The sequence below is a fragment of the Niallia nealsonii genome (assembly GCF_002835805.1).
Taxonomy (GTDB): domain Bacteria; phylum Bacillota; class Bacilli; order Bacillales; family Cytobacillaceae; genus Niallia; species Niallia nealsonii.
Map to the genome: position 1 here is coordinate 74,453 of NZ_PISE01000027.1, position 25,906 is coordinate 100,358.

26 protein-coding genes and 1 riboswitch are annotated in these 25,906 nt (G+C 33.5%); of the genes, 17 read left to right on the forward strand and 9 right to left on the reverse strand.

The genetic code is table 11. The annotated features are described in order from the left end of the window. Positions 1-414 precede the first annotated feature (414 nt). The 3 genes from CWS01_RS13155 (at position 415) to CWS01_RS13165 (ending at position 1,402) form a co-directional block, all read left to right on the forward strand. Positions 415-954 (forward strand): GbsR/MarR family transcriptional regulator, encoded by a 540-nt coding sequence (locus CWS01_RS13155; RefSeq protein WP_205161151.1) that lies wholly within the window; start codon positions 415-417, stop codon positions 952-954. Positions 955-1,121: 167 nt separating this feature from the next. Then, positions 1,122-1,220: a YjcZ family sporulation protein gene (locus CWS01_RS13160; protein WP_101177663.1), complete on the forward strand. Its 99-nt coding sequence runs from the start codon at positions 1,122-1,124 to the stop codon at positions 1,218-1,220. 44 nt (positions 1,221-1,264) lie between these two features. Continuing rightward, positions 1,265-1,402: a YjcZ family sporulation protein gene (locus tag CWS01_RS13165; RefSeq protein WP_101177664.1), complete on the forward strand. Its 138-nt coding sequence runs from the start codon at positions 1,265-1,267 to the stop codon at positions 1,400-1,402. Between the two features lie 216 nt (positions 1,403-1,618). Here the strand turns inward: CWS01_RS13165 and CWS01_RS13170 are convergent, their stop codons facing one another. The 6 genes from CWS01_RS13170 to CWS01_RS13195 form a co-directional block, all read right to left on the reverse strand. After that, entirely contained in the window at positions 1,619-2,389 is a 771-nt protein-coding gene (locus tag CWS01_RS13170) for a TatD family hydrolase (protein WP_101177665.1), read from the reverse strand. After that, complete coding sequence (locus tag CWS01_RS13175) at positions 2,390-3,136, reverse strand: ABC transporter ATP-binding protein (protein ID WP_101177666.1); 747 nt, start codon at positions 3,134-3,136, stop codon at positions 2,390-2,392. After that, on the reverse strand, positions 3,133-3,897 hold the full coding sequence (locus tag CWS01_RS13180) for an ABC transporter permease (RefSeq protein ID WP_101177667.1): 765 nt from the start codon (positions 3,895-3,897) through the stop codon (positions 3,133-3,135). The genes CWS01_RS13175 and CWS01_RS13180 overlap by 4 nt, the downstream gene beginning before the upstream one ends. Further along, positions 3,897-4,187 carry a thiamine-binding protein gene (locus CWS01_RS13185; RefSeq protein ID WP_101177668.1) on the reverse strand — a complete coding sequence of 97 codons (291 nt, stop codon included), beginning with the start codon at positions 4,185-4,187 and terminating at the stop codon, positions 3,897-3,899. The genes CWS01_RS13180 and CWS01_RS13185 overlap by 1 nt, the downstream gene beginning before the upstream one ends. Before the next feature lie 14 nt (positions 4,188-4,201). Continuing rightward, entirely contained in the window at positions 4,202-5,194 is a 993-nt protein-coding gene (locus tag CWS01_RS13190) for an ABC transporter substrate-binding protein (protein ID WP_101177669.1), read from the reverse strand. 136 nt (positions 5,195-5,330) lie between these two features. After that, a riboswitch (TPP riboswitch) is annotated at positions 5,331-5,441 on the reverse strand. 53 nt (positions 5,442-5,494) lie between these two features. After that, the gene (locus CWS01_RS13195; RefSeq protein ID WP_101177670.1) at positions 5,495-5,914 is read right to left on the reverse strand and encodes a YkvA family protein; all 420 of its coding nucleotides are present in this window, start codon (positions 5,912-5,914) and stop codon (positions 5,495-5,497) included. A gap of 312 nt (positions 5,915-6,226) precedes the next feature. Here CWS01_RS13195 and CWS01_RS13200 point away from each other — a divergent pair, with 312 nt between their 5' ends. The 7 genes from CWS01_RS13200 to CWS01_RS13230 all read left to right on the forward strand — a co-directional run bounded on the left by CWS01_RS13200 (position 6,227) and on the right by CWS01_RS13230 (position 14,456). After that, positions 6,227-7,804, forward strand: coding sequence for a peptide chain release factor 3 (locus CWS01_RS13200; RefSeq protein WP_101177671.1), 1,578 nt, complete (start codon positions 6,227-6,229; stop codon positions 7,802-7,804). A gap of 554 nt (positions 7,805-8,358) precedes the next feature. After that, entirely contained in the window at positions 8,359-9,429 is a 1,071-nt protein-coding gene (locus CWS01_RS13205; RefSeq protein ID WP_101177672.1) for an amino acid ABC transporter substrate-binding protein, read from the forward strand. An 86-nt stretch (positions 9,430-9,515) separates the two neighbouring features. Continuing rightward, positions 9,516-10,685: an amino acid ABC transporter permease gene (locus CWS01_RS13210; protein WP_101177673.1), complete on the forward strand. Its 1,170-nt coding sequence runs from the start codon at positions 9,516-9,518 to the stop codon at positions 10,683-10,685. A 9-nt stretch (positions 10,686-10,694) separates the two neighbouring features. Beyond that, complete coding sequence (locus CWS01_RS13215; protein WP_101177674.1) at positions 10,695-11,897, forward strand: amino acid ABC transporter permease; 1,203 nt, start codon at positions 10,695-10,697, stop codon at positions 11,895-11,897. 15 nt (positions 11,898-11,912) lie between these two features. Next, entirely contained in the window at positions 11,913-12,692 is a 780-nt protein-coding gene (locus tag CWS01_RS13220) for an amino acid ABC transporter ATP-binding protein (RefSeq protein WP_101177675.1), read from the forward strand. A gap of 152 nt (positions 12,693-12,844) precedes the next feature. After that, positions 12,845-13,324 (forward strand): hypothetical protein, encoded by a 480-nt coding sequence (locus tag CWS01_RS13225; protein WP_101177676.1) that lies wholly within the window; start codon positions 12,845-12,847, stop codon positions 13,322-13,324. A gap of 367 nt (positions 13,325-13,691) precedes the next feature. Continuing rightward, positions 13,692-14,456, forward strand: coding sequence for a TerC family protein (locus CWS01_RS13230; protein ID WP_101177677.1), 765 nt, complete (start codon positions 13,692-13,694; stop codon positions 14,454-14,456). Positions 14,457-14,938: 482 nt separating this feature from the next. Here the strand turns inward: CWS01_RS13230 and CWS01_RS13235 are convergent, their stop codons facing one another. After that, positions 14,939-15,133 (reverse strand): alpha/beta-type small acid-soluble spore protein, encoded by a 195-nt coding sequence (locus tag CWS01_RS13235; RefSeq protein ID WP_101177678.1) that lies wholly within the window; start codon positions 15,131-15,133, stop codon positions 14,939-14,941. 428 nt (positions 15,134-15,561) lie between these two features. Here CWS01_RS13235 and CWS01_RS13240 point away from each other — a divergent pair, with 428 nt between their 5' ends. From CWS01_RS13240 to CWS01_RS13250, 5 genes are all read left to right on the forward strand, one after another. Further along, positions 15,562-16,917, forward strand: a complete 1,356-nt coding sequence (locus tag CWS01_RS13240; protein WP_101177679.1) for a TrkH family potassium uptake protein — start codon at positions 15,562-15,564, stop codon at positions 16,915-16,917. Between the two features lie 135 nt (positions 16,918-17,052). Continuing rightward, positions 17,053-17,211 carry a hypothetical protein gene (locus CWS01_RS22675; protein ID WP_168714396.1) on the forward strand — a complete coding sequence of 53 codons (159 nt, stop codon included), beginning with the start codon at positions 17,053-17,055 and terminating at the stop codon, positions 17,209-17,211. 1 nt (position 17,212) lies between these two features. Further along, positions 17,213-17,353 (forward strand): hypothetical protein, encoded by a 141-nt coding sequence (locus CWS01_RS22680; RefSeq protein ID WP_168714397.1) that lies wholly within the window; start codon positions 17,213-17,215, stop codon positions 17,351-17,353. A 459-nt stretch (positions 17,354-17,812) separates the two neighbouring features. Further along, entirely contained in the window at positions 17,813-19,687 is a 1,875-nt protein-coding gene (locus CWS01_RS13245; RefSeq protein WP_101177696.1) for a PAS domain-containing sensor histidine kinase, read from the forward strand. A gap of 289 nt (positions 19,688-19,976) precedes the next feature. Beyond that, a complete protein-coding gene (locus CWS01_RS13250) occupies positions 19,977-20,552 on the forward strand; it encodes a DUF2087 domain-containing protein (RefSeq protein WP_101177680.1) in 576 nt (191 codons plus the stop codon). A 38-nt stretch (positions 20,553-20,590) separates the two neighbouring features. On the opposite strand, the gene CWS01_RS13255 is transcribed toward CWS01_RS13250, so the two are convergent. Continuing rightward, positions 20,591-21,379 carry a carbon-nitrogen family hydrolase gene (locus tag CWS01_RS13255; RefSeq protein ID WP_101177681.1) on the reverse strand — a complete coding sequence of 263 codons (789 nt, stop codon included), beginning with the start codon at positions 21,377-21,379 and terminating at the stop codon, positions 20,591-20,593. Between the two features lie 615 nt (positions 21,380-21,994). Between CWS01_RS13255 and CWS01_RS13260 the strand changes: the two genes are divergently transcribed. Next, positions 21,995-23,170, forward strand: a complete 1,176-nt coding sequence (locus tag CWS01_RS13260; RefSeq protein ID WP_101177682.1) for a pyridoxal phosphate-dependent aminotransferase — start codon at positions 21,995-21,997, stop codon at positions 23,168-23,170. Positions 23,171-23,735: 565 nt separating this feature from the next. Continuing rightward, positions 23,736-23,999, forward strand: coding sequence for an aspartyl-phosphate phosphatase Spo0E family protein (locus tag CWS01_RS13265; RefSeq protein WP_235852057.1), 264 nt, complete (start codon positions 23,736-23,738; stop codon positions 23,997-23,999). 358 nt (positions 24,000-24,357) lie between these two features. On the opposite strand, the gene CWS01_RS13270 is transcribed toward CWS01_RS13265, so the two are convergent. Next, on the reverse strand, positions 24,358-25,854 hold the full coding sequence (locus CWS01_RS13270) for a PAS domain-containing sensor histidine kinase (protein ID WP_101177684.1): 1,497 nt from the start codon (positions 25,852-25,854) through the stop codon (positions 24,358-24,360). Positions 25,855-25,906 lie beyond the last annotated feature (52 nt).

The window sequence follows — 25,906 nt, forward strand, 5'->3', positions numbered from 1 at the left end:
TTCACCTCATTCAATTTGCCGGTCGAACATAGCCCCTATTTAGTATAGAGGGAAATTGTGCCATGAAGCAAAGCTCGTATTTCGTGATATTCATTCGTAAAGTACGTACAGAAAAAACTGAACGTACAGAACGTTAAGTATTCTTAGAATTCCTCCCATATCCTCACAGATCCTCAATGAAATCATTCTTTACAAATTTTTCTTTCATGATAATCTAATAAAAGAAATAAAAATTATGGTCAGAAGTAGTAGGAAAGACTACAATGATGTTATTGTTTTATTTATTAGATGTTGTTTAAAATAATTATGGCGGAAAAAGAATTACAGGATAAATATAAATAGTAGTTTAATACAAAATCATTATTTTAAAACAAATAAAAATATTAACTTATAATGATGGATGTGAATAAAAACATGGAAGGTAAGGAGCAGTTAGAAGTTGCTCGTGAAAGAGTTATTGATGCTATTGCTCAAAATATTAATTTATATGGTGTAACAGATTCCATTGGAAGATTGTATGGCATGCTGCTTTTTCAAGAAAAACCAATGACGCTTGATGAAATGAAAGAAGAGCTTGGCATGAGCAAAACAAGTATGAGTACATCTGTACGAACATTATTAGAATTAAAAATGGTCGATAAGGTTTGGAAAAAAGGGGTACGCAAAGATCTTTATAAAGCAGAAGATGATTGGTATCAAACATTTATCGATTTTTTTACGATTAAATGGCGTGCAGGAGTAAGTATGAATGTATATGCAATGGAAAAATCATTAGCAGAATTAAACAAAATGATAAACGATGAAACTATTTCTGATGAGATTAAGGAAGAAGCAAAAAAGGATATTGAAAAACTTGAATATGCACTTGAATATTACAGTTGGCTTAATCGTTTTGTTGATAGTCTAGAATCTCAAGAAATATTTAATTTTATTCCAAAAAAAGATAATAAATAGACGACAAAAAAGCTGATTAATGTGAATGGATCAGCTTTTTTGTATATTTTCATTTAGATAGCGTTTTTGTCAGTAGGGAAAAAACCTAAAAAATGTGCATTTGACTATCGCACATTTTGGGATTCTTGAATAAGATATACAGAATTAAAAAAAGGAGGTAATTAACAATGGGTGAAGTTGGATACGGTGGAGGTTTCGCTCTTTTAGTAGTGTTATTTATTCTTTTGGTGATCATCGGTGCTTCTTGGGGATATGGTGGTTTCTAATTAAGTAAAACATGAAAAATAAAAAATAAAGGAGGAAAAAATAGATGTACGGATATGGTTGTGGATGCAGCTATCCTAGTTATGGCTATGGTGGCGGCTACGGTTACGGCGGTGGATTTGCGTTAATCGTTGTATTGTTTATTCTTCTAATTATTGTTGGGGCTGCTTGCTTTAAATGGTAATACCTCTATAATGCAAAAAACCTGATTCTTTTAGAGTCAGGTTTTTTATGGTAGTTTATCCCGAGATAATAGAGCATAAAACCATCACACATTAACGGGCTTTTAAGGGATAATAAGAAAAACTGAGAAATCTAGGTGGGAAGAAACTTGCTGAATAAAAGCCTGATTGTCTTCACTTTATAGGAAGAAAACAAAAATTAGCAGAGTTAGCTTCTATTATAAAATAGAAAAGAATTTTTTCGTATTGGAAAGCAAGCAGTCATATACTGTCTCAACCTGAATTTTTTTGATGTTCGCTATTTGATGTACTGTATCGTGCATCATATATGGCACCGTTTTTTTTTGAGAAAAGGGTCCTTCAAAAGGCCATGGACCATCTGTTTCAACCATTAATTGTTCAAGAGGAAATTTTGCTGCAAGCTTTTGGATTTCTTTTTCATAAAGAAGATCTGGGGTGATAGAGACAAAGCAGCCATTAACAATTAAATGATCGATTGTTTGCTCATCCCCTTTAAACCAGTGAAAATGTGCATGCATATAATTGTGTTTTTCTAATAAACCTAAAACGATTGGTGCTTCTTCGTATATACTATGGAGACAAATAGGTTTAGAAAATTCTTTTGCGAGCAGAATAAATTGTTCTAGCACTTCTATATATGGTTCTAATGGAAAAGCAGTTGGGTCTTTTTTGCGTACATAGTGGGGAAGGCCGACTTCCCCAATTGCTGTCATATGCTGCTGATGCTTTTTTATCCATATTATTAAGTCCGCTAATTCTTTTTCCTTTGGCAGCGGCTGTTCTGGATGAAAACCAAATGCAGCATGGACAAAGGAGTAGCAATTAGCTAATTGGAAATTTCTTATACAGGAAGGTTGATCCATAGAAACAGAGATAACTCCCTCTATACTTTTTTCATCCTGAATTTTTTTTATTGTACTTTCTTTATATTGATTTAAATGAATATGGGCATCGATTATTTTTTTCATTTATAAGTTTCCCTCTTGATTTTGCAGTAAATAGTATATTTCTTTTTTTAATCGAAGAAAGTCAGGATGAAACCAAAGTTCTGGATCTCGTGGCCTTGAAAATGGCACTTTCACTTCTTTTATAATATTAGCTGGGCGCTGGGAGAAGATAAGGATCCGATCAGATAAAAATAATGCTTCATCTATATTATGTGTGATAAATAATATGGTACGTTTATGTTCTTCCCATATGGATAAAAGCCATTTTTGCATTTCTAATCGTGTAAATTCATCTAACGCTCCAAAAGGTTCATCTAAACATAATAAGGATTCAGAACTTAATAAGGCACGGATAAAGGAGACTCGCTGTTTCATGCCTCCAGATAATTCATCAGGAAACGCATTTATAAACGGAGCAAGACCTGCTTTTTTTAGCATCTCTATCCCTTTTTGTTTATCCTTTTGTCCTTTTAACTCCTGGGCTAATATCACATTTTCGATAACTGTGCGCCATGGAAAAAGGGAGGGGGCTTGAGGCATGTAGCTAATATAGCCTTTTTGACCGGTAATTTGTTGTTTATTTACATAAACTTCTCCCTTATCAGGCAAAAGTATGCCGCCAATTAAGTGAAACAGGGTGCTTTTCCCACTTCCAGACGGACCAAGAATGGAAACAAATTCTCCTTCTTTAATTGCCATATTCATATCTTGCAACACCATATTTTCTCCAAAGGACTTTGAAATATTTGTTAATTTAAGAAAACTCATGATGATTCCTTCTTTCTATAGCCTTTAATGCACAGTTTTTCTAAAAGTTGAATAATAAGAAAAAACAGTAGGCTTAAAAGCATAATGGCGAATATAGCAACAAATACACGATCTGTTCGAAAAGAAGAAGAGCTGAGTGTCATATAAACGCCGACGCCTTCTTTTGATCCAAGCCATTCGGAAATAACGGCCCCCATTACACTATAAGTTGCAGAAATTTTCAATCCAGAAAAAATAGAAGGAAGAGCATGAGGCCATTCTAATTTCCAAAATAGCTGCCGTTTGTTGCTTCCTGACATAATCATATAATGCTTTAATTCAGCACTTGTTTGTCGAAACCCATCAAGACAGGCAATTGTAATAGGAAAAAAGCAGACTAATATAATGACAATTATTTTTGGCAATATGCCGAATCCGAACCAGATAACAAGCAGGGGAGCCAACACAATAATGGGAATATTTTGCGATAAAATTAGTAATGGATAAAATGATTTACGCAAAAATGGCATAAGATGAAGAATAATGGCAATAAATAGTCCAAAGATTGTTCCGATGCCAAACCCTAGAATAGATAATCGAATTGTTGCAAGCAAATGAACAGAAAATGATCCCCAACTGGAGTACGCCTCTTTTATTACAGCAATTGGCGAGGGAAGCAGCCATGTTTCGATATGAAAGAGCCGTACGGAAGTTTCCCAGGCAATAAATAAAAGAAGGAGAACCGACATCGGTCTCCAGCTTGCTGCTGCTAATTGTTTCATTAGCGATATTTCCCCGTTAAATCTTCCATTGTAATGCCAGAAGGCTGGTAAAGAACTTTAATTTGTGTGATGACATTGCTGCTGCCAATTTCGATCATACGTTTATTCATTTTTGTAATGATGGAAAATAGTTCCTCTAATTCTCCTTCTATTGTTGTTTCTAATGGATGAACTTCATATTTAACTCCAGAATCTTGAATTATTTTAATCGCTTCATCCACATATGGAATCACATTTTCCCCATTTTTTGTTTTTGGGATGATTTGAATGCTTATTAATGAGTTAGCCAACTTTTTTTCCTCCTTTAATTTTGGGGTAAAAAATCATTTGTAAATGCTGATTTAGCATCAAGTTTTTTGTCGAGCAGTTTATTTTCATACATCCAGTTTGCATAGTTTTCCCAAACGGACAGTTTTTGAACTCCCCATTGCGCTGCATCATCTTGGTATTTTGATGCCAGCCACTGTTGACTTTTCTTCACTAAATCTTCATCTAAATCAGGAGCTGCCTTTAATAGGATGGCAGAAGCATCATCAGGGTTTTTTATGGCGAATTGATATCCATCAGATGCAGCCTTAACGAATGCTTTGACTGTTTCTGGATCAGAATCAATCATTTTTTCATTTGTAGATAAGACTGGGGTATAATAATCTAATTTATCACTGTAGTCTGTTAAATAGATCATATTTAATTTTTCTCCCCGCAGCTCTGCTTCTACGCCGGTCCATCCGTAGTAAATCCATGCAAAATCAATGTTTTTCTTAACGGCTGTAAAGAAATCAGTATCACCGATATTTATAATATCCACATCTTTTACATTAGCATTTTCTTGTTTCATTAAAGAAGATAGTACTGATTTCTCTACTTCAGATCCCCAGCCCCCGTATGTTTTTCCGGCAAAATCTTTTGGCGTTTTAATGTTCTTATTGGCAGGGGATGCAAAACCAGACGTATTATGCTGAATGACTGCTGCGATGGAAACAATCGGAACACCTTGGATTCGAGCTTGTGTAATTCCTTCTTGATAGCTTACCCCAAAGTCTGCTTTTCCAGATGCAACGAGGGTATCAGCGCTAGCATCGCCTGGTGTGATGATATCCACATCTAAACCTTGTTTTTTGAAATAGCCTTTTTCTTTTGCGACATATAGGCCTGTATGGTTTGTATTAGGTGTCCAATCTAATACAACTGTTACTTTTTTGAGACTTTTTGCTGATTCTTTTTCTTTTGAACCAGAAGAATTGCTGCATCCTGCTAAAAGGAGCAGTGCGGCAATTAGTATGATGAGTTTTTTCATGTTTATCTACCTCCATTTGTTTAGAAAAGAAAAGAAAGCTGCATTGGCAGGAATTTTTTTGAAAAATCAATGCATAAGAGCACATAGAAAAAGCGTTCAAGTGTTTAGAACCTGAACGCTTTAAATACAATTATGTATGTAAAGAATGGACGTTTCCTACGCTGGTATCAACCAGATCAGGTTCAAAGGGTTTCTAATCTATCGGATAGCTCTCAACCAGCAGACACTGGTTCCCCCACAACTTCTTTTCTATTTCAATTCCACTTTTATTATAACAGAAAGGTTTTTTTTTACCATTCTTTAAAGGGAAGAATCTGAAGCGGAGTCGTGAATTTTTTGCCACTGTTTATAATGCTCCAGCTCCTTTGTAAGATTGGATATCAAAAATTTTAACACGATGGCATCATCAAGGATTCCCAGTCCAAAAATAAAATCTGGAATCAGATCAATGGGAGAAAAAAAATAAAGAAAACCTGCTATAACCATGACCATTGATTTTTTGCTGATTTGTCGGTACTCACCTTTATACCAAGATTTTGTGAGGGAAATTAATAAAAGAAAATCATCCCATATTTCAGCAAGTCCTTTTTTATTTGAAGCTGTTTTTGGAATGATTTTTTTTAGTAAGGACTCTAGCCGTTTTGGATTATCCACAAGTTTTTCTGCTTCTTTTTGATGTTTTTTATACCCATTTTTAATGGTTCTTTTTTTAAAAAGCATGTTTTTCATCCTTTCTAATAGTTGGGTTGAATCTTTTATTTCTCTTTGTATGATAACCGTATTTCAGGTGGATAAAACAAAAGGAGAGAAGGAAGAAAAATCAAAAAAAGAAAATCATCCTTATATTTGTAGCAAAATAAATGCAAGATAATATTATAGAAGAAACTTGGTATAGAGCAGAAAGAAAATACAGATAAGAAAAAAGAAATTATTTTATGCAAAGCGAATCAGTAAAGGATTGCAAACTTTCCTTTATCAGGCTAATATAAGGGAATGGACTTAAAATGATAGTGCAAAAGAGAGGAAAGTAACATGTCTAATAATTTTAAAGAGAGTGTTTTATCTCGTCGTACATTTGCGATTATTTCCCATCCAGATGCTGGTAAAACGACATTGACAGAAAAATTATTATTGTTCGGTGGAGCTATTCGTGATGCGGGAACGGTAAAAGGAAAAAAAACAGGTAAATATGCAACAAGTGACTGGATGGAAATAGAAAAGCAAAGAGGAATTTCTGTTACATCAAGTGTGATGCAATTTGATTATAATAATGTAAGAGTAAATATATTAGATACACCTGGTCACCAAGATTTTAGTGAAGATACGTATCGGACATTAACAGCGGTTGACAGCGCGGTTATGATTATTGATTCGGCAAAAGGAATTGAGGAGCAAACGCTAAAATTATTTAAAGTTTGCCGAATGAGAGGAATTCCAATTTTTACGTTTATCAATAAATTAGATCGTCAAGGTAAAGCTCCATTGGAATTATTGGCAGAATTGGAAGAAGTAATGGGAATTGAGTCTTATCCAATGAACTGGCCAATCGGAATGGGAAAAGAGTTTTTAGGTATTTATGACCGCTATTATAATCGGATTGAACAGTTTCGTGTAGAAGAAGGCGAAAAATATCTTCCTTTAAATGAGGATGGAGAAATAGACGGAGATCATCCAATTAAAAATGATTCTTTATATGATCAAATGTTAGAAGAAGTTATGCTTCTAAATGAAGCGGGTAATGAGTTTTCAGCAGATAAAATTAACAGCGGGGAACTGACTCCTGTTTTCTTTGGTAGTGCTTTAGCTAATTTTGGCGTACAGACATTTTTAGAAACATATCTGGACTTTGCGCCAAGTCCTCAAGCTAGAAATTCTAGTGATGGCGAAATTGATCCGTTGTCAGAAGAATTTTCTGGATTTATCTTTAAGATTCAGGCGAATATGAACCCTGCTCATCGAGATAGAATTGCATTTCTTCGGATTTGTTCTGGCAAATTTGAAAGAGGCATGTCTGTACAGCTATCTAGAACAGGAAAACAAATTAAGCTTGCCCAATCCACCCAATTTATGGCAGATGACCGCAGTACAGTAAATGAGGCGGTTAGCGGTGATATTATTGGTTTATATGATCCAGGTTTTTACCAAATTGGCGATACGCTTACAGCAAGCAAAAATGCTTATCAATATGAAAAATTGCCTCAATTTACCCCAGAGTTATTTGTAAGGGTAACAGCGAAAAACGTTTTAAAACAAAAACATTTTCATAAAGGAATACAGCAGCTTGTTCAAGAAGGGGCAATTCAGTTCTATAAAACGGTAAAAACGGAAGGCTACTTGCTTGGTGCGGTAGGACAGCTTCAGTTTGAAGTGTTTGAACACCGTATGAAAAATGAGTACAATGTAGATGTTTTGATGGAGAATGTAGGCTCAAAAATCGCTCGTTGGACTGTGGATGAAGAGGTGAATGAAAACCTTTCAAGCGGCAGAAGTTTATTAGTAGAAGATCGATTTGGCAAAAAAGCATTTTTATTTGAAAATGATTTTGCCTTAAGATGGTTCCAAGACAAAAACCCAGATGTGAAGCTATATAATCCAATGGATGCAGAATAAATTTAAAGAGGTGGCGATATGCTGCCTCTTTTTTATGTTATATTTTCTTACTTCGTATAAGAAGAAACGCTGGAAAATAGAAAGAGAAATCTAGCCTTAAATCATTTTCGGAAAATTATTATACTGAAATATTTAAAAAGAGAAAGAAAAGCTATTAAAATAATAAGTTTTAAAAGAAAATGACTAATATAGGAAAAAGCAATAGTCTGTTTTTATATTTTTTTGTAGTTTTTTATAGTGTTTAGACAATCTAAAGGTTGATTTATAAAGGTTTCGTCTATCTGAAATTGTAGTTGTAAAGCAAAAAAAGTATATTTGATGGAATAAAAGTTGACAAAAAAATCGATATTCAAAAAAAACATTTGAAATTATCTGAAATTTAGGTATAATTTAAAACAAGTTATAATTAAAATTAACAACTAATGTTATATCATCTTACAAAAAAAGAAAAAAGAAGCAATTTTAATAGTTGAAAAGAATGATGAGTTTTAATGTCTGAATATTCTTTTAATTAAAATTGTTATCTAAATAAAAAATTAGGGGGACTTGTTTAAATGAAAAAAAGCTTATCGTTGTTTGTAAGTATTCTGCTCGTGCTAGTTTTGGCTTTAGCTGGATGCTCCAGTACATCTTCATCAAATGAAAAGAAAAGCGCCAGTTCAACATCTTCTAAAAGCATGTTAGAAACAGTAAAAGATAGAGGGAAATTAAAAGCGGGAGTAAATAATTCTTTGCCTGGTTTTGGCTACATAGATTCTGATGGGAAAAATTCAGGCTTTGATGTAGATATCGCTAGAGCTATTGCAGCAGGTGTGCTTGGAGATGCTGATGCAGTAGAATTCAGACCCCTATCTGCGACAGAACGTTTTACAGCTGTTCAATCTAAAGAAGTGGATGTGCTGGTTCGCAATACAACTTGGACAACGAATCGCGATGCAGAAGTTGGTTTAAGTTTTGCACCTGTTACCTTCTATGATGGGCAAGGTATCATGGTTCCAAAAGACAGTGGAATTAAAACGCTCAAGGATTTAGAAGGGAAAACAATTGGGGTAGAAACAGGAACAACAACAGAATTAAATCTTGCAGATCAAATGAAAGCAGCAGGTGTTAATTATACGGCACAGCCATATGATAACGCAGATGCGGTTATTGCTGCATATGAATCAGGAAGTATCGATGCATGGACAACAGATAAATCTGGATTAGTTTCCCGCCAATCTACATTAAAAGATCCTGATGCGCATGTTATTTTAGATGCAACTTTATCAAAAGAACCACTGGCGCCTGCTGTGTTGGATAATGATGAAAAATGGAAAGATGCTGTAAGCTGGGTGGTTTATGCATTAATTCAAGCGGAAGAATTTGGCATTACTTCTAAAAATGTGGATGAATTTAAAACTAGCGATAATCCAGAGATTCAACGTTTATTAGGAGTTGGCGATACAAATCTAGGGGAACAGCTTGGATTATCAAATGACTTTGCTTATCAAGTAATTAAACAAGTAGGAAACTATGGAGAAATCTATGACCGCAACTTAGGTCCAGATACAGCTTTTAAATTAGAACGTGGACAAAACGCTCTTTATACAGATGGAGGTCTATTGTACTCTATTCCGTTCCGTTAAGATTTTAATAGTAAAAATATATTTAAGACCTGCTAATAGGCGCTTTTTAGCAGGTCTATTCTTTTAATGAAGAGGTGACGCTCAAGTTGGATAAACAAACTACTTCCACTCCAATTTGGAGAAATAGAAAAGCAGTGCCCATTATTTTGCAGGCAATCTTCGTTATTGTTGTAGGTTTTGCCTTATATTTTATGATTACCAATATGCTGTATGGATTAGAACAGATTGGGCTAAAATTGGGGCTGGATTATTTGCAATTAAAAGCATCCTTCCCTATTGCAGAGTCGTTAATCTCCTATTCGCCCGACGATCCTTATATAAGGGCACTATTTGTAGGGTTATTAAATACGTTTAAAGTTTCGTTTTTTGGAATTATTATTGCTTCTATACTAGGTATTGTCGTTGGTATTTCTCGTTTATCCAATAACTGGATGGTTAAAAAATTAGCTACTGTATATGTGGAAGTATTCCGAAACACTCCATTATTAGTGCAAATTTTCATTTGGAACTTTGCTGTATTTTTGCCAATGCCGAAAATTCAGGAAGCGCTGCATGTTGGTCCTTTTTATTTTTCCAATAGAGGAACGGCCATACCTTGGTTTCAGGTCCACTCCACTACAGGAATTTGGTTGATTATCCTAGCTGTATTAGTCATCGCAGCAATTGTTTTATATAAATTATTAATGAAAAAAGAAATAGAAACAGGAAAAAATGCCTATCCTTTTATTATTAGTATCGCAAGCTTTACGGCAGGATGTTTATTAATGTTTATCGCTATTGGAAGTGGACCTGTTCATTTTACAGCGCCTGCTGTACAAAATGGCGCGTTTGTTGGAGGTACAACTTTATCCATTGGATTTTTGTCTGTTTTGATTGCTTTATCGATTTATACATCGACGTTTATTGCAGAAATAGTTCGAGGAGGAATTATGGGCGTGCCAAAGGGGCAAACAGAAGCAGCTAAAGCTCTTGGGTTTAACGGTTCGACATCATTGCGTCTAATTATTTTTCCGCAGGCTATTCGGATTATTATTCCTCCCTTAACAAGCCAGTATTTAAATTTAATAAAAAATTCCAGTTTGGCAATGGCGGTTGCATATCAGGATATTGTCGGAATTGGCAATACCGTTATTAATCAGACAGGACATACAATTGAAACTATATTTATCATGATTGCAGTGTATTTATTCTTTAGTTTAACCACATCACTGTTTATGAATTTCTTTAATAAAAAATTCCAATTGGTGGAAAGGTAGGGAAGCGAATTGGATAATATTCAATTAACTAACAGTGAACAAATTTTGTCATCAAAGCCGAAAAAGGAGAAAACTATTCTTGATTGGCTAAAAAATAATTTATTTAAAGATTGGAAAAATACGCTACTGACCGTTGTGGCATTAATCTTTTCCATCTACATTCTTTCGAAAGTTTTTCATTTTATTTTTACGAGCGATTGGGAAGTTGTGACAAATAATTTTCGTTTATTAATGATTGGTCAGTTTCCCCAAGAAGAAATTTGGCGAGTCTGGGTTGGTGTGCTGTTTATTTCTGCCCTTCTTGGACTTTCATGGGGGTTATGGAGAGGAATAATTGGCCATGTAGCAATCACTATAGGTGTACTCTTACTTGTTTTTGGCATAATGCCTTATACAGAAGGCAACTCAAAAGTGAATTTATTTATAAGCATTGCCCTTATGGCTGCCTTCTATTTTATTGGCCGAAAAGCAGCCCATGTCTTTAAAATACTGACGCTTGTATTATGGATTTTGTATCTGCCTGTCACTATTGGGGTTTTAAATGGTTTTGGCATTTTAGAGCCTGTAAGCACAAATGTTTGGGGAGGTTTTTTATTAACATTAATATTAGCAAATGTTGCCATTGTTTGCTCTTTTCCAATAGGTTTGCTCCTTGCTGTTGGGAGAAGAAGCAAATTGCCGATTATTAAGTACAGCTGCATTGTCTATATTGAGATTATACGAGGAATGCCTTTGATTATGGTACTGTTTATTGGTCAGCTATTATTGCCTCTTTTTGTCGGCAGTGAGATTCAATTGGATAATGTACTTCGGGCAATGATTGCTTTCACTTTATTTAGTGCCGCATATTTAGCAGAAAATATCCGTGGGGGGCTGCAATCTATCCCTCGGGGTCAGTTTGAAGCAGCGCAAGCATTAGGTTTAAATAATATAAAATTAATGGTGTTTGTTATTTTGCCTCAAGCATTAAAAGCAGTGATACCAGCAATGGTTGGTCAATTTATCTCTATTTTTAAAGATACATCTTTAGTAGCGGTAATTGGTTTAACAGATTTTCTAGGTATAGGCAAAAAAATTGCTGCAAATCCAGAGTATCTTGGCAAATATTTAGAAATATATATCTTTGTAGCGTTTTTCTACTTTATCTTCTGTTTTTTAATGTCACATGTCAGCAAACAATTAGAAGCATCTTTAGGTGTAGGTAAACGATAAGGGGAGGGAATAAATATGAATAGTGTATTTTCAGTTGAAAAGTTGGCGACACCGCTTGAAAATAGAGAAGATATTATAAAAGTCACGAATTTAAATAAATGGTACGGAGACCATCATGTTTTAAAAGATGTAGATTTAACAGTAAAACAAGGCGAAGTTATTGTTATATTAGGTCCATCAGGATCAGGAAAATCTACTTTTATTCGGACAATCAATGCATTGGAGGAATTTCAAAAAGGAGAAATCAGTGTTGACAAAATTGCTTTGACGGATGATTTAAAAAATATAGAAGAGATCCGTAAAGAAACTGGAATGGTGTTTCAATCGTTTAACTTATTTCCCCATATGACGATTTTAAAAAATATATCTTTAGCTCCAATTTGGGTAAGAAAATGGAAAAAATCTAAAGCGGAACAAATTGCAAAAGAGCTGTTAGAGAGAGTAGGAATTCCAGAACAAGCAAATAAATATCCAGGGCAGTTATCTGGCGGACAGCAACAGCGTGTGGCTATTGCAAGAGCATTAGCGATGCAGCCCAAAATTATGCTGTTTGATGAACCTACCTCCGCTCTGGATCCTGAAATGGTAAAAGAAGTGTTAGATGTTATGAAAACCTTGGCAGAATCAGGAATGACCATGCTTGTTGTAACACATGAAATGGGATTTGCCCGTCAAGTGGCCGATCGTATCGTTTTGTTTGATAAAGGAGAAATTGTAGAGATGGGGAAACCAGATGATATTTTCGATAATCCAAAACATGAACGAACAAAGGCGTTTTTATCCCAAATTATTTAAGAGCTGTAACCAGCTCTTTTTTATATATTGTTTCTAGATAACGTTTGTTATCGTTTCCTCTTTTTTACATTTTGTTTCTAGTTGAATAAAAAAGATAGATTTAGCTAAAAATGGAATAAAGAAGATAGAGAAATTAGATGATGGTGATACCGATGCAGGGGCAAAGTAGATTAGAAGCAATTATGTGGAGTATTGCACTTCCAGGATTCAGCCAATTGTTGATGAAAAAATATTGGAAAGGTACATTGTTTATTGTATTAGAATTTATTATCAACGTTCAGAGCAATTTTAACCAGGCCATCATGCAAAGTTTTTTATGGAATATAGATGAAGCAATCAAGGTTCTTGATTTCCAATGGATTATGTTTTATCCCTGTCTTTATATGTTTGCGATGTGGGATGCATATAAAGCGGTGATGGATAGAGAAGATGAATATGCGTTTTTGCCTTTTGTTTTTTCTGCCTATTTTGTAACTATTGGGGTGATGTATTCCACGGAGTTAGAAATATTTCATGTTTTAGTAGGCCCTATTTTTTTGCCCATGCTGTTTTTAATTCCAGGAATAGTCAGTGGGTATATTATTAAATATATTTTGCTTTATATAAGAAAAAAAAGAGTGCAAAATGAGTAATTGTTTTAGGGGAAATCTTTTTTTGATAGAGCAATAATTTAAATATAAATAATTTAAGTACCTGCGTAAAAATAAACAAGCGGGAATCAAGTGAAAAAAAGATTGGCAAAATATTCGAATTTGTATATAATAAATATATAAATTTGTATATGTCCTCAAAGGGGAGTAGCTTTTAGGGTAACCTAAAATAAAGTCGTCATTTCGTGGTTTTGTTACCATCGGCTTTATTGGCATTTAAGTGCTTAGCAAGACCTTTGCCTGTTGGCAAAGGTCTTTTTTGCGCATTTTTGTACATACTAAAGAAAAAGCGGAGATAGATTATTGTCAACAGGGTATACAAATAATTGAATAGGAGGAGATAAAATTTATGGATGCAGGTATGTTATTAGAATATGGATGGGTGTTGTTAGTATTAATCGGATTAGAAGGAATATTAGCTGCAGATAATGCGGTTGTTATGGCTGTTATGGTAAAACATTTGCCAGCCGAACAACAAAAAAAGGCATTGTTTTACGGATTATTTGGAGCCTTTATTTTCCGATTTGCGACATTATTTATGATTTCTATTTTAGCAGATGTTTGGCAAGTTCAAGCATTAGGAGCATTGTATTTGCTGTTTATTGCAATTCACAATCTTTATGGAAAGTTTGCCCACAAAAAAAAGAAAGACAAAGAAGTAAAAAGAAAACATTCTTCTTTTTGGATGACCGTATTAAAAGTAGAATTAGCAGACATTGCTTTTGCGATTGACTCTATGCTGGCGGCTGTTGCTTTAGCCATTACGTTGACGCCGACTGGCTGGTTTACTGTTGGAGGAATTGACGGAGGGCAATTTACTGTTATGTTGCTTGGCGGGATCATTGGCCTCATTATTATGCGATTTGCTGCAAACTGGTTTGTAAAGATACTTCATACAAGGCCAACATTAGAAACAGCTGCTTTTATGATTGTTGGTTGGGTTGGAGTTAAATTGGCAGTATTTACATTAGCTCATCCTGAAGTAGGCTTGCTTGATGAACATTTTCCAGAATCAAAAGGTTGGAAGCTAATTTTCTGGGCTGTTTTGATTATTATAGCTGTTGGAGGATATATTTTATCTGGCAGAAAGGCAAAAAGTGTGGAACAGGGCTAATCTATTTCACACATTAACGAGCTTTTGACCATTACCTAAGGGATTCTGAGAGAAACCGAGAAATCTCGATAGGTAGAAACTTGCTGAGTAAGAGGCTGATTAAAGTTTCACTTTATTGGGTAAATAAAAAAGGAAATTCCTCAGATAATGCAGAGGAATTTCCTTTTTTATGTTTGTAAAAGAATTTTAATGATGTTTGGTTGATTCGCAAGATTTTGTTAAACTTGGCTGTTGATTTTTACTTCAGGTGTTCGCTTTCCATTAAACGAGCACTTTAGAGTTTCTTCTGTATCGGCTTTTCCACAGGAAATTTCCACCTACCAATTTGACTAACAGCTTATAAAAATCAAATATTAGTTTTAATACAGCCATTTGTAAAAAAAGAATGAACCAAACATTGTTCTATCGATAATACTCTGTAACATATAAGCATGCATTTATAAAAATAGAAAGAAAGGGTAACATAAGGTAAAAAAGAAGAGTTATTGATTGTTTCCAGCAAGTTCTGCTTGCGCTTGTTGAACTAGTCTTTTTGTGATTTCGCCACCCACAGATCCATTTGATCGTGCCACCGTATCTGATCCTAGCTGCACACCAAATTCTTGAGCAATTTCATATTTTACACTATCTAAATATTGTTCTATTCCAGGTACTAAAAGTTTGTTTGTTGTAGCCATTATTGTATTCTCCTTTAAAATATATTACAGGTAAATTTATTTCAGGTGAAAAATCGTTTATGAAATCTTCAATTTATCTGTATTTATAGTATGGAGGTTTATCAGCTTTTCATTAGTGGTAAAGATTTCGAATTAGGGAGATATTAGGATAATAACAATAATGCTTTATCCTGTAGCAATGGGCTTTTAACTTGAACTTCATCAAGATTAGGAAATCGCATACGGATTTTAGGTGGATATAAACTTACCTGTATAAGCAAGCCCCGTTGGGTAAACGAACAATTAATGAGAATTGGGAAAGCTTCGGCTGATTGAAGTTTTCTTTTATGGACATGAAAAAATACAGCTATCCCGAAAAGAAAAAATGCTTTGAAATTTCAACAAATGCTTATATGATAGAATAGTAAAAATGGAAAGGATTTGTTTAAATGTGGAAAACGCTTAAGGATTTGTTAAATAAATTTACACCTGCACAAATTATTACAGGGTATTATTTATTAGCGGTCAGCGTTTCAGTTTTATTACTATGTTTACCGGGAGTTCATCAAAAAGGTGTATCTGTTTCATTTGCGGATACAGTCTTTACTGCGGTAAGTGCAGTTAGTGTAACAGGTTTAACAGTCATTAATATTTCTGAAACATATAGTACATTCGGTATCTTTATTTTAATGTTTATTTTGCAATTTGGCGGCATCGGAGTGATGACACTAGGCACCTTTTTTTGGATGTTGCTCCGCAAAAAAATTGGTTTAAAGGAAAGACAATTGATTATGCTCGATCATAATCAATCGAATTTATCTGGCTTAGTTAATTTAATTAGGGAAATCATTAAATTAATTATCATTATTGAGGCGATTGGTGCTCTTATTTTAGGACTGCAGATGCGCAATTACTATCCAACTTGGACAGAAGCATTTTGGCATGGATTATTTGCATCCATTAGTGCAACCACAAATGGAGGGCTAGATTTAACAGGGGCTTCCCTGGCTCCGTATGCTGATGATTATTTTATTCAACTGGTACATATTATTTTGATTACATTAGGTGCCATTGGTTTTCCTGTATTAATAGAAGTAAAAAAATACTTGTTTCCTAAAAATAATCTTCAGACATTTAGGTTTTCCTTATTTACGAAATTAACGTCGCTCACCTTTGGGATACTGCTTGTGTTTGGCACAGTGGTTGTTATCCTTTTAGAGTGGAATCATTATTTTTCCGGAATGGTTTGGCATAAAATATTTTTTAATGCTTTTTTTCATTCCGCTTCTACAAGAAGTGGCGGATTGTCGACGATGGATTTAAATGATTATTCGGTGCCTACTTTATTAATTTTTTGTTTTTTAATGTTTGTTGGAGCTTCTCCAAGTTCTGTAGGTGGTGGAATACGAACCACTACATTAGCGTTAAATATTATGTTTATTTACCATTTTGCTAAAGGCAACAGGAACATTAAAATTTTCAAACGAGAAATCCATGAAGATGATGTCATTAAATCCCTTGTTGTTACTATTTTAGCAAGTGGTTTATGTATTGTATCCATTATTATTTTATCGATAACAGAAAAGGCTCCGTTAATTAATATCGTTTTTGAAGTCTGTTCTGCCTTTGGAACAACTGGTTTATCTCTAGGGTTAACTCCTGATTTATCGATAGTTGGGAAAGTTGTTATTATTATTCTTATGTTTATTGGAAGAATTGGATTAACCTCTTTTATTTTTATTATTGGCGGCAAAGAGAAAAAAGATAATTATCATTATCCGAAAGAAAGAATTATTATAGGCTAAAGAAGCAAAGGATCATTCCTTTGCTTTTTTAGCTTCCTAATTCCTTGGTCTTTGCGAATAGCAAAAAATGGCGGGCATAGCTTTTTATTTCAGACAGACACTAAACATGTAAAAAACAAAGAGGAGTTGATTAATATGGTTAAACGTAAAGCAAAGTTTGATGCAGTTGAAAAGTATAGTAAAACTCCTAAAAAAAATGTAGCAGAAACAGAATTTTCTGCTGAATTTATGCATGGAGAAAATCCCATAAAAGGCGCTAATCGAAATGCTAAACATGGAAGAGAGGGGAAATGACATGGCAAATAAAAAAAATAAACAAAAACAAGAAGCAGCAAATGTAGAGTTTGGCATGGAGTTTGGAGATGTAAATGGGAGTAAATTTTATGATGTGCAAGCCAATAAAAAAATAGAAGCATATAAAGGTTCCAAAAAATAAAACAGGCTCATTAGTCTTAAAAATAAAAACAGGTGAAAAAATAATTAGTATTTTTTTGCCTGTTTTATTTTTAAAAAGGAAAGCAAACACTTTTAAGCCAAAATTAACAGATTCCTTAGTTAGAATATAAACAAAAAGGTTTATAAATATTATTAAGTGAAATATAAATGTAAGCGAAGCGCGGTATATGATATATTTATAGAGAGGAAGTAAACTGAATTTTCATACAAAACAAATGCTAATATAATGGAAGAACCACTTTTTTAGAAGCAATATGGATTCAGAGGAAAAATAGTGGGAAACTTCTTTATTTTTACCTTAATAGTTAGTAAAATGGCTCCTGTTTTTAATCGTGCTAGAGAACAAAGAAATTTAACATGGTTTTTCATCAAGAAGGAAAGGTATTTTCATAACTTTGTAGAATTATGTATTACTATGTTTTTTCAAGGAGGCTTAGCAGTGACAGGTGTATCTTATATAGAAGAATTACAGCAGTTGCAAAGGAAACTAAGTGATCTTGAACAAGAGAATCTATATTTAAGAAATGCTTTAACAGAAGAGAAGCAATTAGATAAACGAATTAAGGCAGCATTTTTTGCTGCTAAGGATGGTATATTGATTCTTCATCCGTCTGGCGTTATTTTAGACGTAAACGATATGATTTGTACCGCATTTCGCCTAGACAAAGATAAAATTATCGGTAGAAATATTACTCATTTTCTTCCTCGTGAATATCGAGAAAAAGCAAGAGAATATTTAGTTGAAATAAACGAATCGAAAAAACATAGCAGATATTTGTTCCCGCTGAAATATCAGCAAAATGAAGTGTTTTACGAAATTTCAGCAGGCAAGCTTCCAGACGAAGATGCGTTTGTTGCAATAGTAAGGAATGTGACAAGCTATTTTCTGGAACATCAAAAAAAGCAAAAAGAGAAATTGCTTTATAATGAGTTTTTTACGGAAGCCCTTGATGGCATTGTATTATGGAAGGAAACAGGAGAGATTATAGCAGCTAATGAGTCTGCATTGCGCATATTTGAAAGTACATACGAAGAATTAATGCAAACTAAAATTAGTGATTATGTTTACCAAAAAGATGAAAAATATGTTTCGATGATTAAACAGTTGTACAAACATAAATCTAACCGAGAAGAGCTTATGTTCCTTATGCCAAATGGCCAAAAAAAATTGTTGGAGTTTACAACAAAGCTGCATTCTGTTGAAGGGATGCATATGAGTATATTTCGGAATACTTCTGAGCGGTATAAAATGGAAATGGATCTTCGTGAAAGCAAAACTATGCTAAAGAATGTTTTTGAAGAAGCATTTGATGGAATTATTGTTTGGGATGAAGCATTTCGTATTGTTGATATGAATAGAGCAGCTGAACGAATCTTGCTGAGGCCAAAAGAGGAAATGACAGACATGAGTTTACTTGATGTTCTTCCAAATGGAAAGTCGGTGGCAGAAGATATCAAACCAATGCTTTTAACTTTAAAGGACGGGGAACAAAATCGCGGTTTATATACAGCAGCAATCAATCAGAACGAATGGAGCCAGTTTGAATTCAAAAATAAATATAATATTTATTCTGGTTTAAGTATTACTACATTAAGAGATATTACAGAAAATGCAGTGCTAGAGGAGCAGCTTAGAAAATCCTCTACTCTTAATGTGATAGGAGAACTTGCTGCTGGAATCGCTCATGAAATAAGAAATCCGATGACAGCCTTAAAAGGGTTTATTCAACTGTTAGAAAATGAATCCAAGTCGGATAAGCACAAAATGTACTTTTCTGTTATCAAAACAGAACTAAATAGAATTGAAATGATTATCAATGAATTTTTGCTTTTGGCAAAACCAAAAGATGTTCAATACATTAAATGTGATGTAACGAAAATAATGGATGAAACGCTGGAACTGTTACAAGCACAGGCGGTTTTATTTAGTGTCCAAATTGAAAAAAAATATCAGAAGTCTCAGTTAGAAATTTATTGTGATCCAAATCAAATGAAAAAAGTATTTATTAATATTGTAAAAAATGGGATAGAAGTGCTGGAAAATGGTGGACAAATACAAGTTGAATTAACTGAAACGGAAGATAGCTGCCATATTATGATACAAGATAATGGAAATGGGATTAGTAAGGAATTAGTTGCAAGATTAGGTGAACCATTTTTTACAACAAAGGAAAAAGGAACAGGGCTCGGCTTGATGGTTTGCAAGCGAATAATTGAGGATCATAAAGGGAAAATGGAAATAGAGTCAGAAGAGGGAGTTGGAACTGCATTTCATATTTATATTCCAAAACATAATGGAAGTAATAATAGTTGAAATGGATGGATATGTTACTGGTATTGGATTGTATGGTTCTATTCAATTTTAAGACAATCTATTTTTAGTGTATTTTTTAATAAGAGGAAATAAATTGCCTTTGTGTATAGCTGCTCATAAATAGCTTGACTTATTTTCTCTCTATAAAAACTTAGTAGCCGCGGGTTTTGTCACTAGATTGAATAGACCTTTTTTAAGGTCTATTTTTTATATAAAAATAGCCAGTTGATAAAAAATACTATTTTTATTACTATCTAATTAGATATATATCTAATATAGGAGGCTATGTATGCAGTTAGACAGAATAGTCAATTTTCATAAAACAATTGGTGATCCAACAAGAATAAAAATCATTGCTTTATTAGCAAATAAATCATGGAATGGACAAGCACTTGCAGGGAAATTAGGATTGTCTGCCCCGACGATTACTCATCATTTAAAAAAGCTGAGGGAAATTAATGTGGTATATGAAAGAAGAGATAAAAATACAATTTATTTTTATTTAAATAAATCCATAATGAAGCAGCAACTAGAAGCTTTAAGCAATTTGATGGAAAAAAATCAAGGGCATACAGAAATGGATGTATCTAGCGATGAAGAAATGGCAATTATTCAAATTTTTTTTACTCCAGATGGAAAATTGAAAAATATTCCGGCTCAAAGGAAAAAGAAATTAGTCGTATTTCGCTATATGATCAAGGGATTAAAGGCAGGGAAAAAATATAAGGAAACAGAGATTAATGAATATATCATTCAGTTTTTTGATGATTATGCAACAATTAGAAGAGAATTTATTACCAATCATTTTATGTATAGAGAAAAAAATCAATATGAACTCAATCCAGAAGAGATGTGGCTAAAGTAACGGTGGTTTTTTATTTGCTCCACCGTTACATTTTCAGTTTATGAATAAAATTCAGGTTTACGGTCAGCGAAAATGGGAATCATTTTGCGAACTTCTTTTACTTTTTGCATATCAATGGTACCGCAGATAGTACTTGTGTTTTGAGTGGCCTCCACTAGGATCTCTCCCCAAGGATCGATAATCATGCTATGGCCTGCAAATATATTATTAGGATCAGATCCTGCCCGGTTGCAGGCAATAACATAGCATTGATTTTCAATGGCACGGGCAATTAATAAAGATTTCCAATGAGCTAAACGAGGCAATGGCCATTCGGCTACTACAAAGATTGCTTCTGCCCCTTTAGTGCTATGAGTACGAATCCATTCAGGAAAGCGAATATCATAGCAAATCATTCCAGCAAAGAGATGATCTTCTAAAGAGAATAATCCTTCTGCAGAACCGCTTTGTAAATATAGATGTTCATCCATTAGTTGAAATAGGTGTAATTTATCGTAGGTATGAATTAATTCGCCTTTATTATTTACGATAATCAATGTGTTAAAAACACCATTTTTCTTTTTATTTGCGACAGATCCTCCTACTAAATGAACATTGTAGGAAATGGCCATTCTTTTTAAAAAGGCAATTGTATTTTCTGCATCCTTATCGGCGATTTCATCAAGTCGTGTTAAATCATATCCTGTTGTCCATAATTCAGGAAGGACAATGATATCTATTTTTTCGCCGCTGCAAGTCTCGTTTATTTTTTGTTCTGCTATAAGAAAGTTTTTTTTCGGCTCCCCAAAAGCAATGTCCATTTGAATGATGCTGATTGTTAAAGGCATATCTATCTTCCTCCTAATTTATATTCCATATGAATAGTTTTCTGCTCCGTTTATTTTCGAGGGTAAATCTAAAATCATTTTTATCAACGATCTCATTAATACAGTGCCCTTTGAATAACTCTATCGTTCGGAAGTGTATTATTTTTTCGATTATTATTTACAGACTCATTTATTCGTTATAACATAAAACGAGAGATTATTGAATATTTTCATTAATAAAATTTTATAAATGCTGCTTGCAATAAAGTGAAAGTATCAATCAGTGGGGGAGTTTAATTCCCACTGATTGATAGAATATAAGGTCATACTGATGTTGCTGCAAGACGTGGATGATATAGTTTATGTTCTTTTCTATCCGATTTTTACGGTTAATTTTCTAAAAGGATAAATGAAAACAATTGTCCATTTACTGTGTCTAAACAGGCTTCTTTTAAATTTCAAGTTATGTTAACACGTACTGTTGATTTTGACATTTTGTTGATTGGAGCGGGTGAGAGACTCCTGCTTAGAAAAGCGAACACCTCTCGCTGCAATCAAACAGGCAAGTTTAACAGAGTTGAATTTTAAAGAAGATAGTTAGAACATCGGCTATATTAAATAAAAGTAGGTGGAAAAATGAAAATTTATGAACAATCGAATATTTTAAAAAGTTTGCCAGAACAGTTTTTTGCTTCCCTGGTGTCAAAAGTATCTAAATATGCAGATAAAGGGTTTGATATAATCAATTTAGGGCAAGGGAATCCGGATCAGCCTACCCCCCCTCATATTGTGCAAAGTTTGCAAAAAGCAGCAGATAATCCGCTAAATCATAAATATTCTCCTTTTACGGGATACGATTATATAAAAGAAGCAATCGCAGCATTTTATCAAAAAGAATATGGAGTAAATCTTAATCCTAAAACAGAAGTAGCTGTTCTATTTGGAGGAAAAGCAGGATTAGTGGAGATACCACAATGTCTGTTAAATCCAGGGGATACAGTATTAGTGCCAGATCCAGGATATCCTGATTATTTATCCGGTGTTGCTATGGCAAGTGCTGTTATGGCTAAAATGCCCTTGCTAGAAGAAAATGCTTTTTTGCCAGATTATGAGAAAATACCGGATGATATTTTACAAAAAGCGAAGCTAATGTTTTTAAATTATCCTAATAATCCGACAGGCGCTATTGCTACGGAAGATTTCTTTCAAAAAACTGTTCAAATTAGCAAAGATAATGATATCTGCATCGTTCATGATTTTGCTTATGGAGCAATTGGATTTGATGGCAGAAAACCAATTAGTTTTCTGCAGACGCCTGGTGCTAAAGAAATAGGAGTTGAGATTTATACGTTATCGAAAACTTTTAATATGGCAGGCTGGCGTGTTGGTTTTGCTGTCGGCAATCCTAGTGTAGTTTCTGCACTTAATTTGTATCAGGATCATCTATATGTTAGTTTATTTGGGGCGGTGCAAGAGGCCGCTGCAACTGCATTAACAAGCTCTCTTGCATGTGTCCAAGAACTAAATACATTATATGAAAAGAGAAGAAATGTGTTTGTTGATGGTTTAAAAGAAATAGGCTGGAATGTAAAAGCACCAGCAGGATCATTTTTTGCTTGGCTAAAAGTTCCTGAAGGTTTTACATCGGAACAGTTTTCTGATTATTTGTTAGAGAAAGCCCATATTGCTGTTGCACCAGGAATAGGATTTGGGGAATATGGGGAAGGATATGTGCGTGCAGGTTTATTAACCTCAGAAGAACGTTTGATAGAGGCAGTAAATAGACTAAAAAAAATGCCGTTATTTACATAATAATCAAGTGGTACATTTTATCATATAAAAAAGAAGAGCAAATTACTATTGTTTAATTTGCTCTTCTTTTTTATTTAAGTTATATAGAAAATCTATTTAAATAATCAATAATTGTTTACTCTACAATAGTTATGAAGAGAACCTAAACTAGAAGTATGATTACAGAGTTAAATAAAAAATTAGGAATTAATACCTATAAGAAAAAATGGATATATTATCTTTTTGTTATAAATATGATGGGTTTTGTCGAAAGTCAGATTAATTAACATCAATAGTAGTTCTATATACCTATTTTTTCAAAAAAAATGTCTAATATTGCGAATCTATTTACTTTTATATAATTTCTTGCAATAATTCATCAAGTAAGCTAATTTTATGCCGATAAAGTAAAACTCAATAAATGAGATTTTTTTCAGTTTGTGTTCTTTCTATTAGGCTGTACGGACAAGTTTTCTCCACTTAGGGCTTTTTATATCTAGTAATGGCCTTTTAGATCGAGATTTTGCTGCTTGCTGAATAGAGGATAAAAATTAGTATTTTTTCAATAGACTAGGAGGAAATGGAAGTGCATGGTGTAAAAAAAGAAATGATGAAAAAAATTCAACAAAAAAGGGAGGCAATGATTCAATCTGCAAAAGAAACGGGTTATACAAGCGAGGAAACAATAAAGCATAGTCAAGAACTAGATAAATTAATTATCCAATATCAACTTGCTTTTCGGCAAAGCAATCAGAAAAGAACTTTTGTGAGAAAATGTAAAAAGAAAACATCGATTGTTTGGTCTAGATATTTAGTATATAAACAAAATAATTATTCTAAAGTGCTATAATAAGAAGAAAAACGTTTAGTAGGATACAGTTTGAAAAACTTGTCTCTATTTTTTAAAAATTCCTTTAGAAGAGATAAATAGATAACATACATAGTTAGTAGCTGTCATCAAAAAGCAAAAGGAATTTTTTATTTTTAATAAATAAAAGTGAAGTCAACATCGATTATTTTACCTCATCCATATAAATGGGCGGCAGAAAAGATTTGCTAAATACGCCTTGCATCCTATTCTATACCCTTCCATTAATATAGTCGCAACATAAGAATAATCAGCATATACATGAATCAAAAGTAGATGAAAATGAAAAAAATCCCCATAAAGCAAATGCATGGGGGAGTTGAATGGATAGAAATAATTTTTAGCTTGCGGCGATTGGCAGAACAATTTCTACTTTTGTGCCAATGTTTTCTTTGCTTGTTATATAGATTTCCCCATGAAAAGATTGAATAATTCGCTTACAAACAATAAGGCCAAGTCCTGTTCCAGTATCTTTGGAAGTATAAAAAGGCTGAAATAACTTTTTTAATTGAGATGGGGGGATGCCAACTCCAGAATCTTTAATAGAAATCGTAACTTTTCCAGCATGCTCAAAAATGGTAAATGTTAAGATGCCTCCTCCGGTCATGGCTTCAAAGGCGTTTTTGGTAGTATTTAAAATGACTTGTTTCATTTGATCTGCTGTACAAACTATTGGGATATTTTTTTCCGGAATAGTAAAGCGACATTCTACGTTATTTAAGTTTCCTTCTGAAACAATTAAAGGCTTTAGCTCATGAATGATTTGCTGAAGATTAATGTTTTGTTTTTTTAGTGCAGTTGGTTTGCCAAGGAATAAAAATTGGCTGACAATTTCATTAATCCTTGTTATTTCTGTTTGAATAATGGAAAAATACAGCTGGTCTTCCTCTGATTTATACTTTTCACTTAATAATTGGATAAGCCCTTTAATGCCAGTAAGTGGATTGCGAATCTCATGTGCAGAACTAGCAGCCAAATTTCCAACTAGCTCTAGCTTTTGGATTTCATTTTGTTTTTTCTCTATTTGTAATCGCTTCTTAAATAAGTAAAATTGCAGCAATAAATATAAAAGATGAGAACAAACTAGACAGAAAATAATAAATACTAAAGTTTTTTCCATAATCTTTTTTGTATTTATATCTTGTATGCCTACTTTTATTTGCCAAGGAAGCCGGTCAATTGGCAGCGAGATGGAATCATCTTTAGAGGAAATATAAGAATTCATGCTTAAAACTATTTCATCATTTGCATTTACAATTGCAATGTTTTCCTTTGGCGTAATAATTTTCATGATATTTAATAGATAGTCAATTCGCAAATATGCAACAAGAATAAAATCTGATTGATTATTATCCTTTATAACTGGTTTTGCCAGTCCAATGACTTTTTGTCCATTGTTTAAAATTTCTTGTTGGTCGCTAATAACAATATCTTTTGTTCTAATTGCTTCCTGAATATAGCTGGCATGATTCATTTTAATGGAAATATGGTCATAGGTATCAGTAGATCCAGTAATGGTTTCTCCAGAACTATCCAGCAAATATAGTCCTCCATATGCAGGTTCTTCATTAACTACTTTACGAAGCAGCTTTTCTATATTTTTCATGGAATCTTTATTTGTTTCAATGGAAATACTTAATACATTTAAGGAAGTTACTGTTTTATTCATAAAAGAGTCCCATTGCTTTTGATGAATGGTCCCAGTCCATTTTGCTGCATTTTTTTGCTGCAGTAATTCACCATTTACTATTTTATTTGCATATAGACATCCAGATATTATGACAGGGATGATGGTGATAAGAAGATAAAATAATATTTTCTTTATTTTGTTTTTCATTTTATAATCTCCATCTAATGAAAAGTTACCTTTTTAATTACTATTTATTATA

What these genes read in the sequence shown, in the direction of transcription:
- CWS01_RS13155 (WP_205161151.1), top strand. Translation starts at nt 415, where the DNA reads ATGGAAGGTAAGGAGCAGTTAGAAGTTGCTCGTGAAAGAGTTATTGAT.
- CWS01_RS13160 (WP_101177663.1), top strand. Translation starts at nt 1,122, where the DNA reads ATGGGTGAAGTTGGATACGGTGGAGGTTTCGCTCTTTTAGTAGTGTTA.
- CWS01_RS13165 (WP_101177664.1), top strand. Translation starts at nt 1,265, where the DNA reads ATGTACGGATATGGTTGTGGATGCAGCTATCCTAGTTATGGCTATGGT.
- CWS01_RS13170 (WP_101177665.1), bottom strand. Translation starts at nt 2,389, where the DNA reads ATGAAAAAAATAATCGATGCCCATATTCATTTAAATCAATATAAAGAA.
- CWS01_RS13175 (WP_101177666.1), bottom strand. Translation starts at nt 3,136, where the DNA reads ATGAGTTTTCTTAAATTAACAAATATTTCAAAGTCCTTTGGAGAAAAT.
- CWS01_RS13180 (WP_101177667.1), bottom strand. Translation starts at nt 3,897, where the DNA reads ATGAAACAATTAGCAGCAGCAAGCTGGAGACCGATGTCGGTTCTCCTT.
- CWS01_RS13190 (WP_101177669.1), bottom strand. Translation starts at nt 5,194, where the DNA reads ATGAAAAAACTCATCATACTAATTGCCGCACTGCTCCTTTTAGCAGGA.
- CWS01_RS13195 (WP_101177670.1), bottom strand. Translation starts at nt 5,914, where the DNA reads ATGCTTTTTAAAAAAAGAACCATTAAAAATGGGTATAAAAAACATCAA.
- CWS01_RS13200 (WP_101177671.1), top strand. Translation starts at nt 6,227, where the DNA reads ATGTCTAATAATTTTAAAGAGAGTGTTTTATCTCGTCGTACATTTGCG.
- CWS01_RS13205 (WP_101177672.1), top strand. Translation starts at nt 8,359, where the DNA reads ATGAAAAAAAGCTTATCGTTGTTTGTAAGTATTCTGCTCGTGCTAGTT.
- CWS01_RS13220 (WP_101177675.1), top strand. Translation starts at nt 11,913, where the DNA reads ATGAATAGTGTATTTTCAGTTGAAAAGTTGGCGACACCGCTTGAAAAT.
- CWS01_RS13225 (WP_101177676.1), top strand. Translation starts at nt 12,845, where the DNA reads ATGCAGGGGCAAAGTAGATTAGAAGCAATTATGTGGAGTATTGCACTT.
- CWS01_RS13230 (WP_101177677.1), top strand. Translation starts at nt 13,692, where the DNA reads ATGGATGCAGGTATGTTATTAGAATATGGATGGGTGTTGTTAGTATTA.
- CWS01_RS13235 (WP_101177678.1), bottom strand. Translation starts at nt 15,133, where the DNA reads ATGGCTACAACAAACAAACTTTTAGTACCTGGAATAGAACAATATTTA.
- CWS01_RS13240 (WP_101177679.1), top strand. Translation starts at nt 15,562, where the DNA reads ATGTGGAAAACGCTTAAGGATTTGTTAAATAAATTTACACCTGCACAA.
- CWS01_RS22675 (WP_168714396.1), top strand. Translation starts at nt 17,053, where the DNA reads ATGGTTAAACGTAAAGCAAAGTTTGATGCAGTTGAAAAGTATAGTAAA.
- CWS01_RS22680 (WP_168714397.1), top strand. Translation starts at nt 17,213, where the DNA reads ATGGCAAATAAAAAAAATAAACAAAAACAAGAAGCAGCAAATGTAGAG.
- CWS01_RS13250 (WP_101177680.1), top strand. Translation starts at nt 19,977, where the DNA reads ATGCAGTTAGACAGAATAGTCAATTTTCATAAAACAATTGGTGATCCA.
- CWS01_RS13255 (WP_101177681.1), bottom strand. Translation starts at nt 21,379, where the DNA reads ATGCCTTTAACAATCAGCATCATTCAAATGGACATTGCTTTTGGGGAG.
- CWS01_RS13260 (WP_101177682.1), top strand. Translation starts at nt 21,995, where the DNA reads ATGAAAATTTATGAACAATCGAATATTTTAAAAAGTTTGCCAGAACAG.
- CWS01_RS13270 (WP_101177684.1), bottom strand. Translation starts at nt 25,854, where the DNA reads ATGAAAAACAAAATAAAGAAAATATTATTTTATCTTCTTATCACCATC.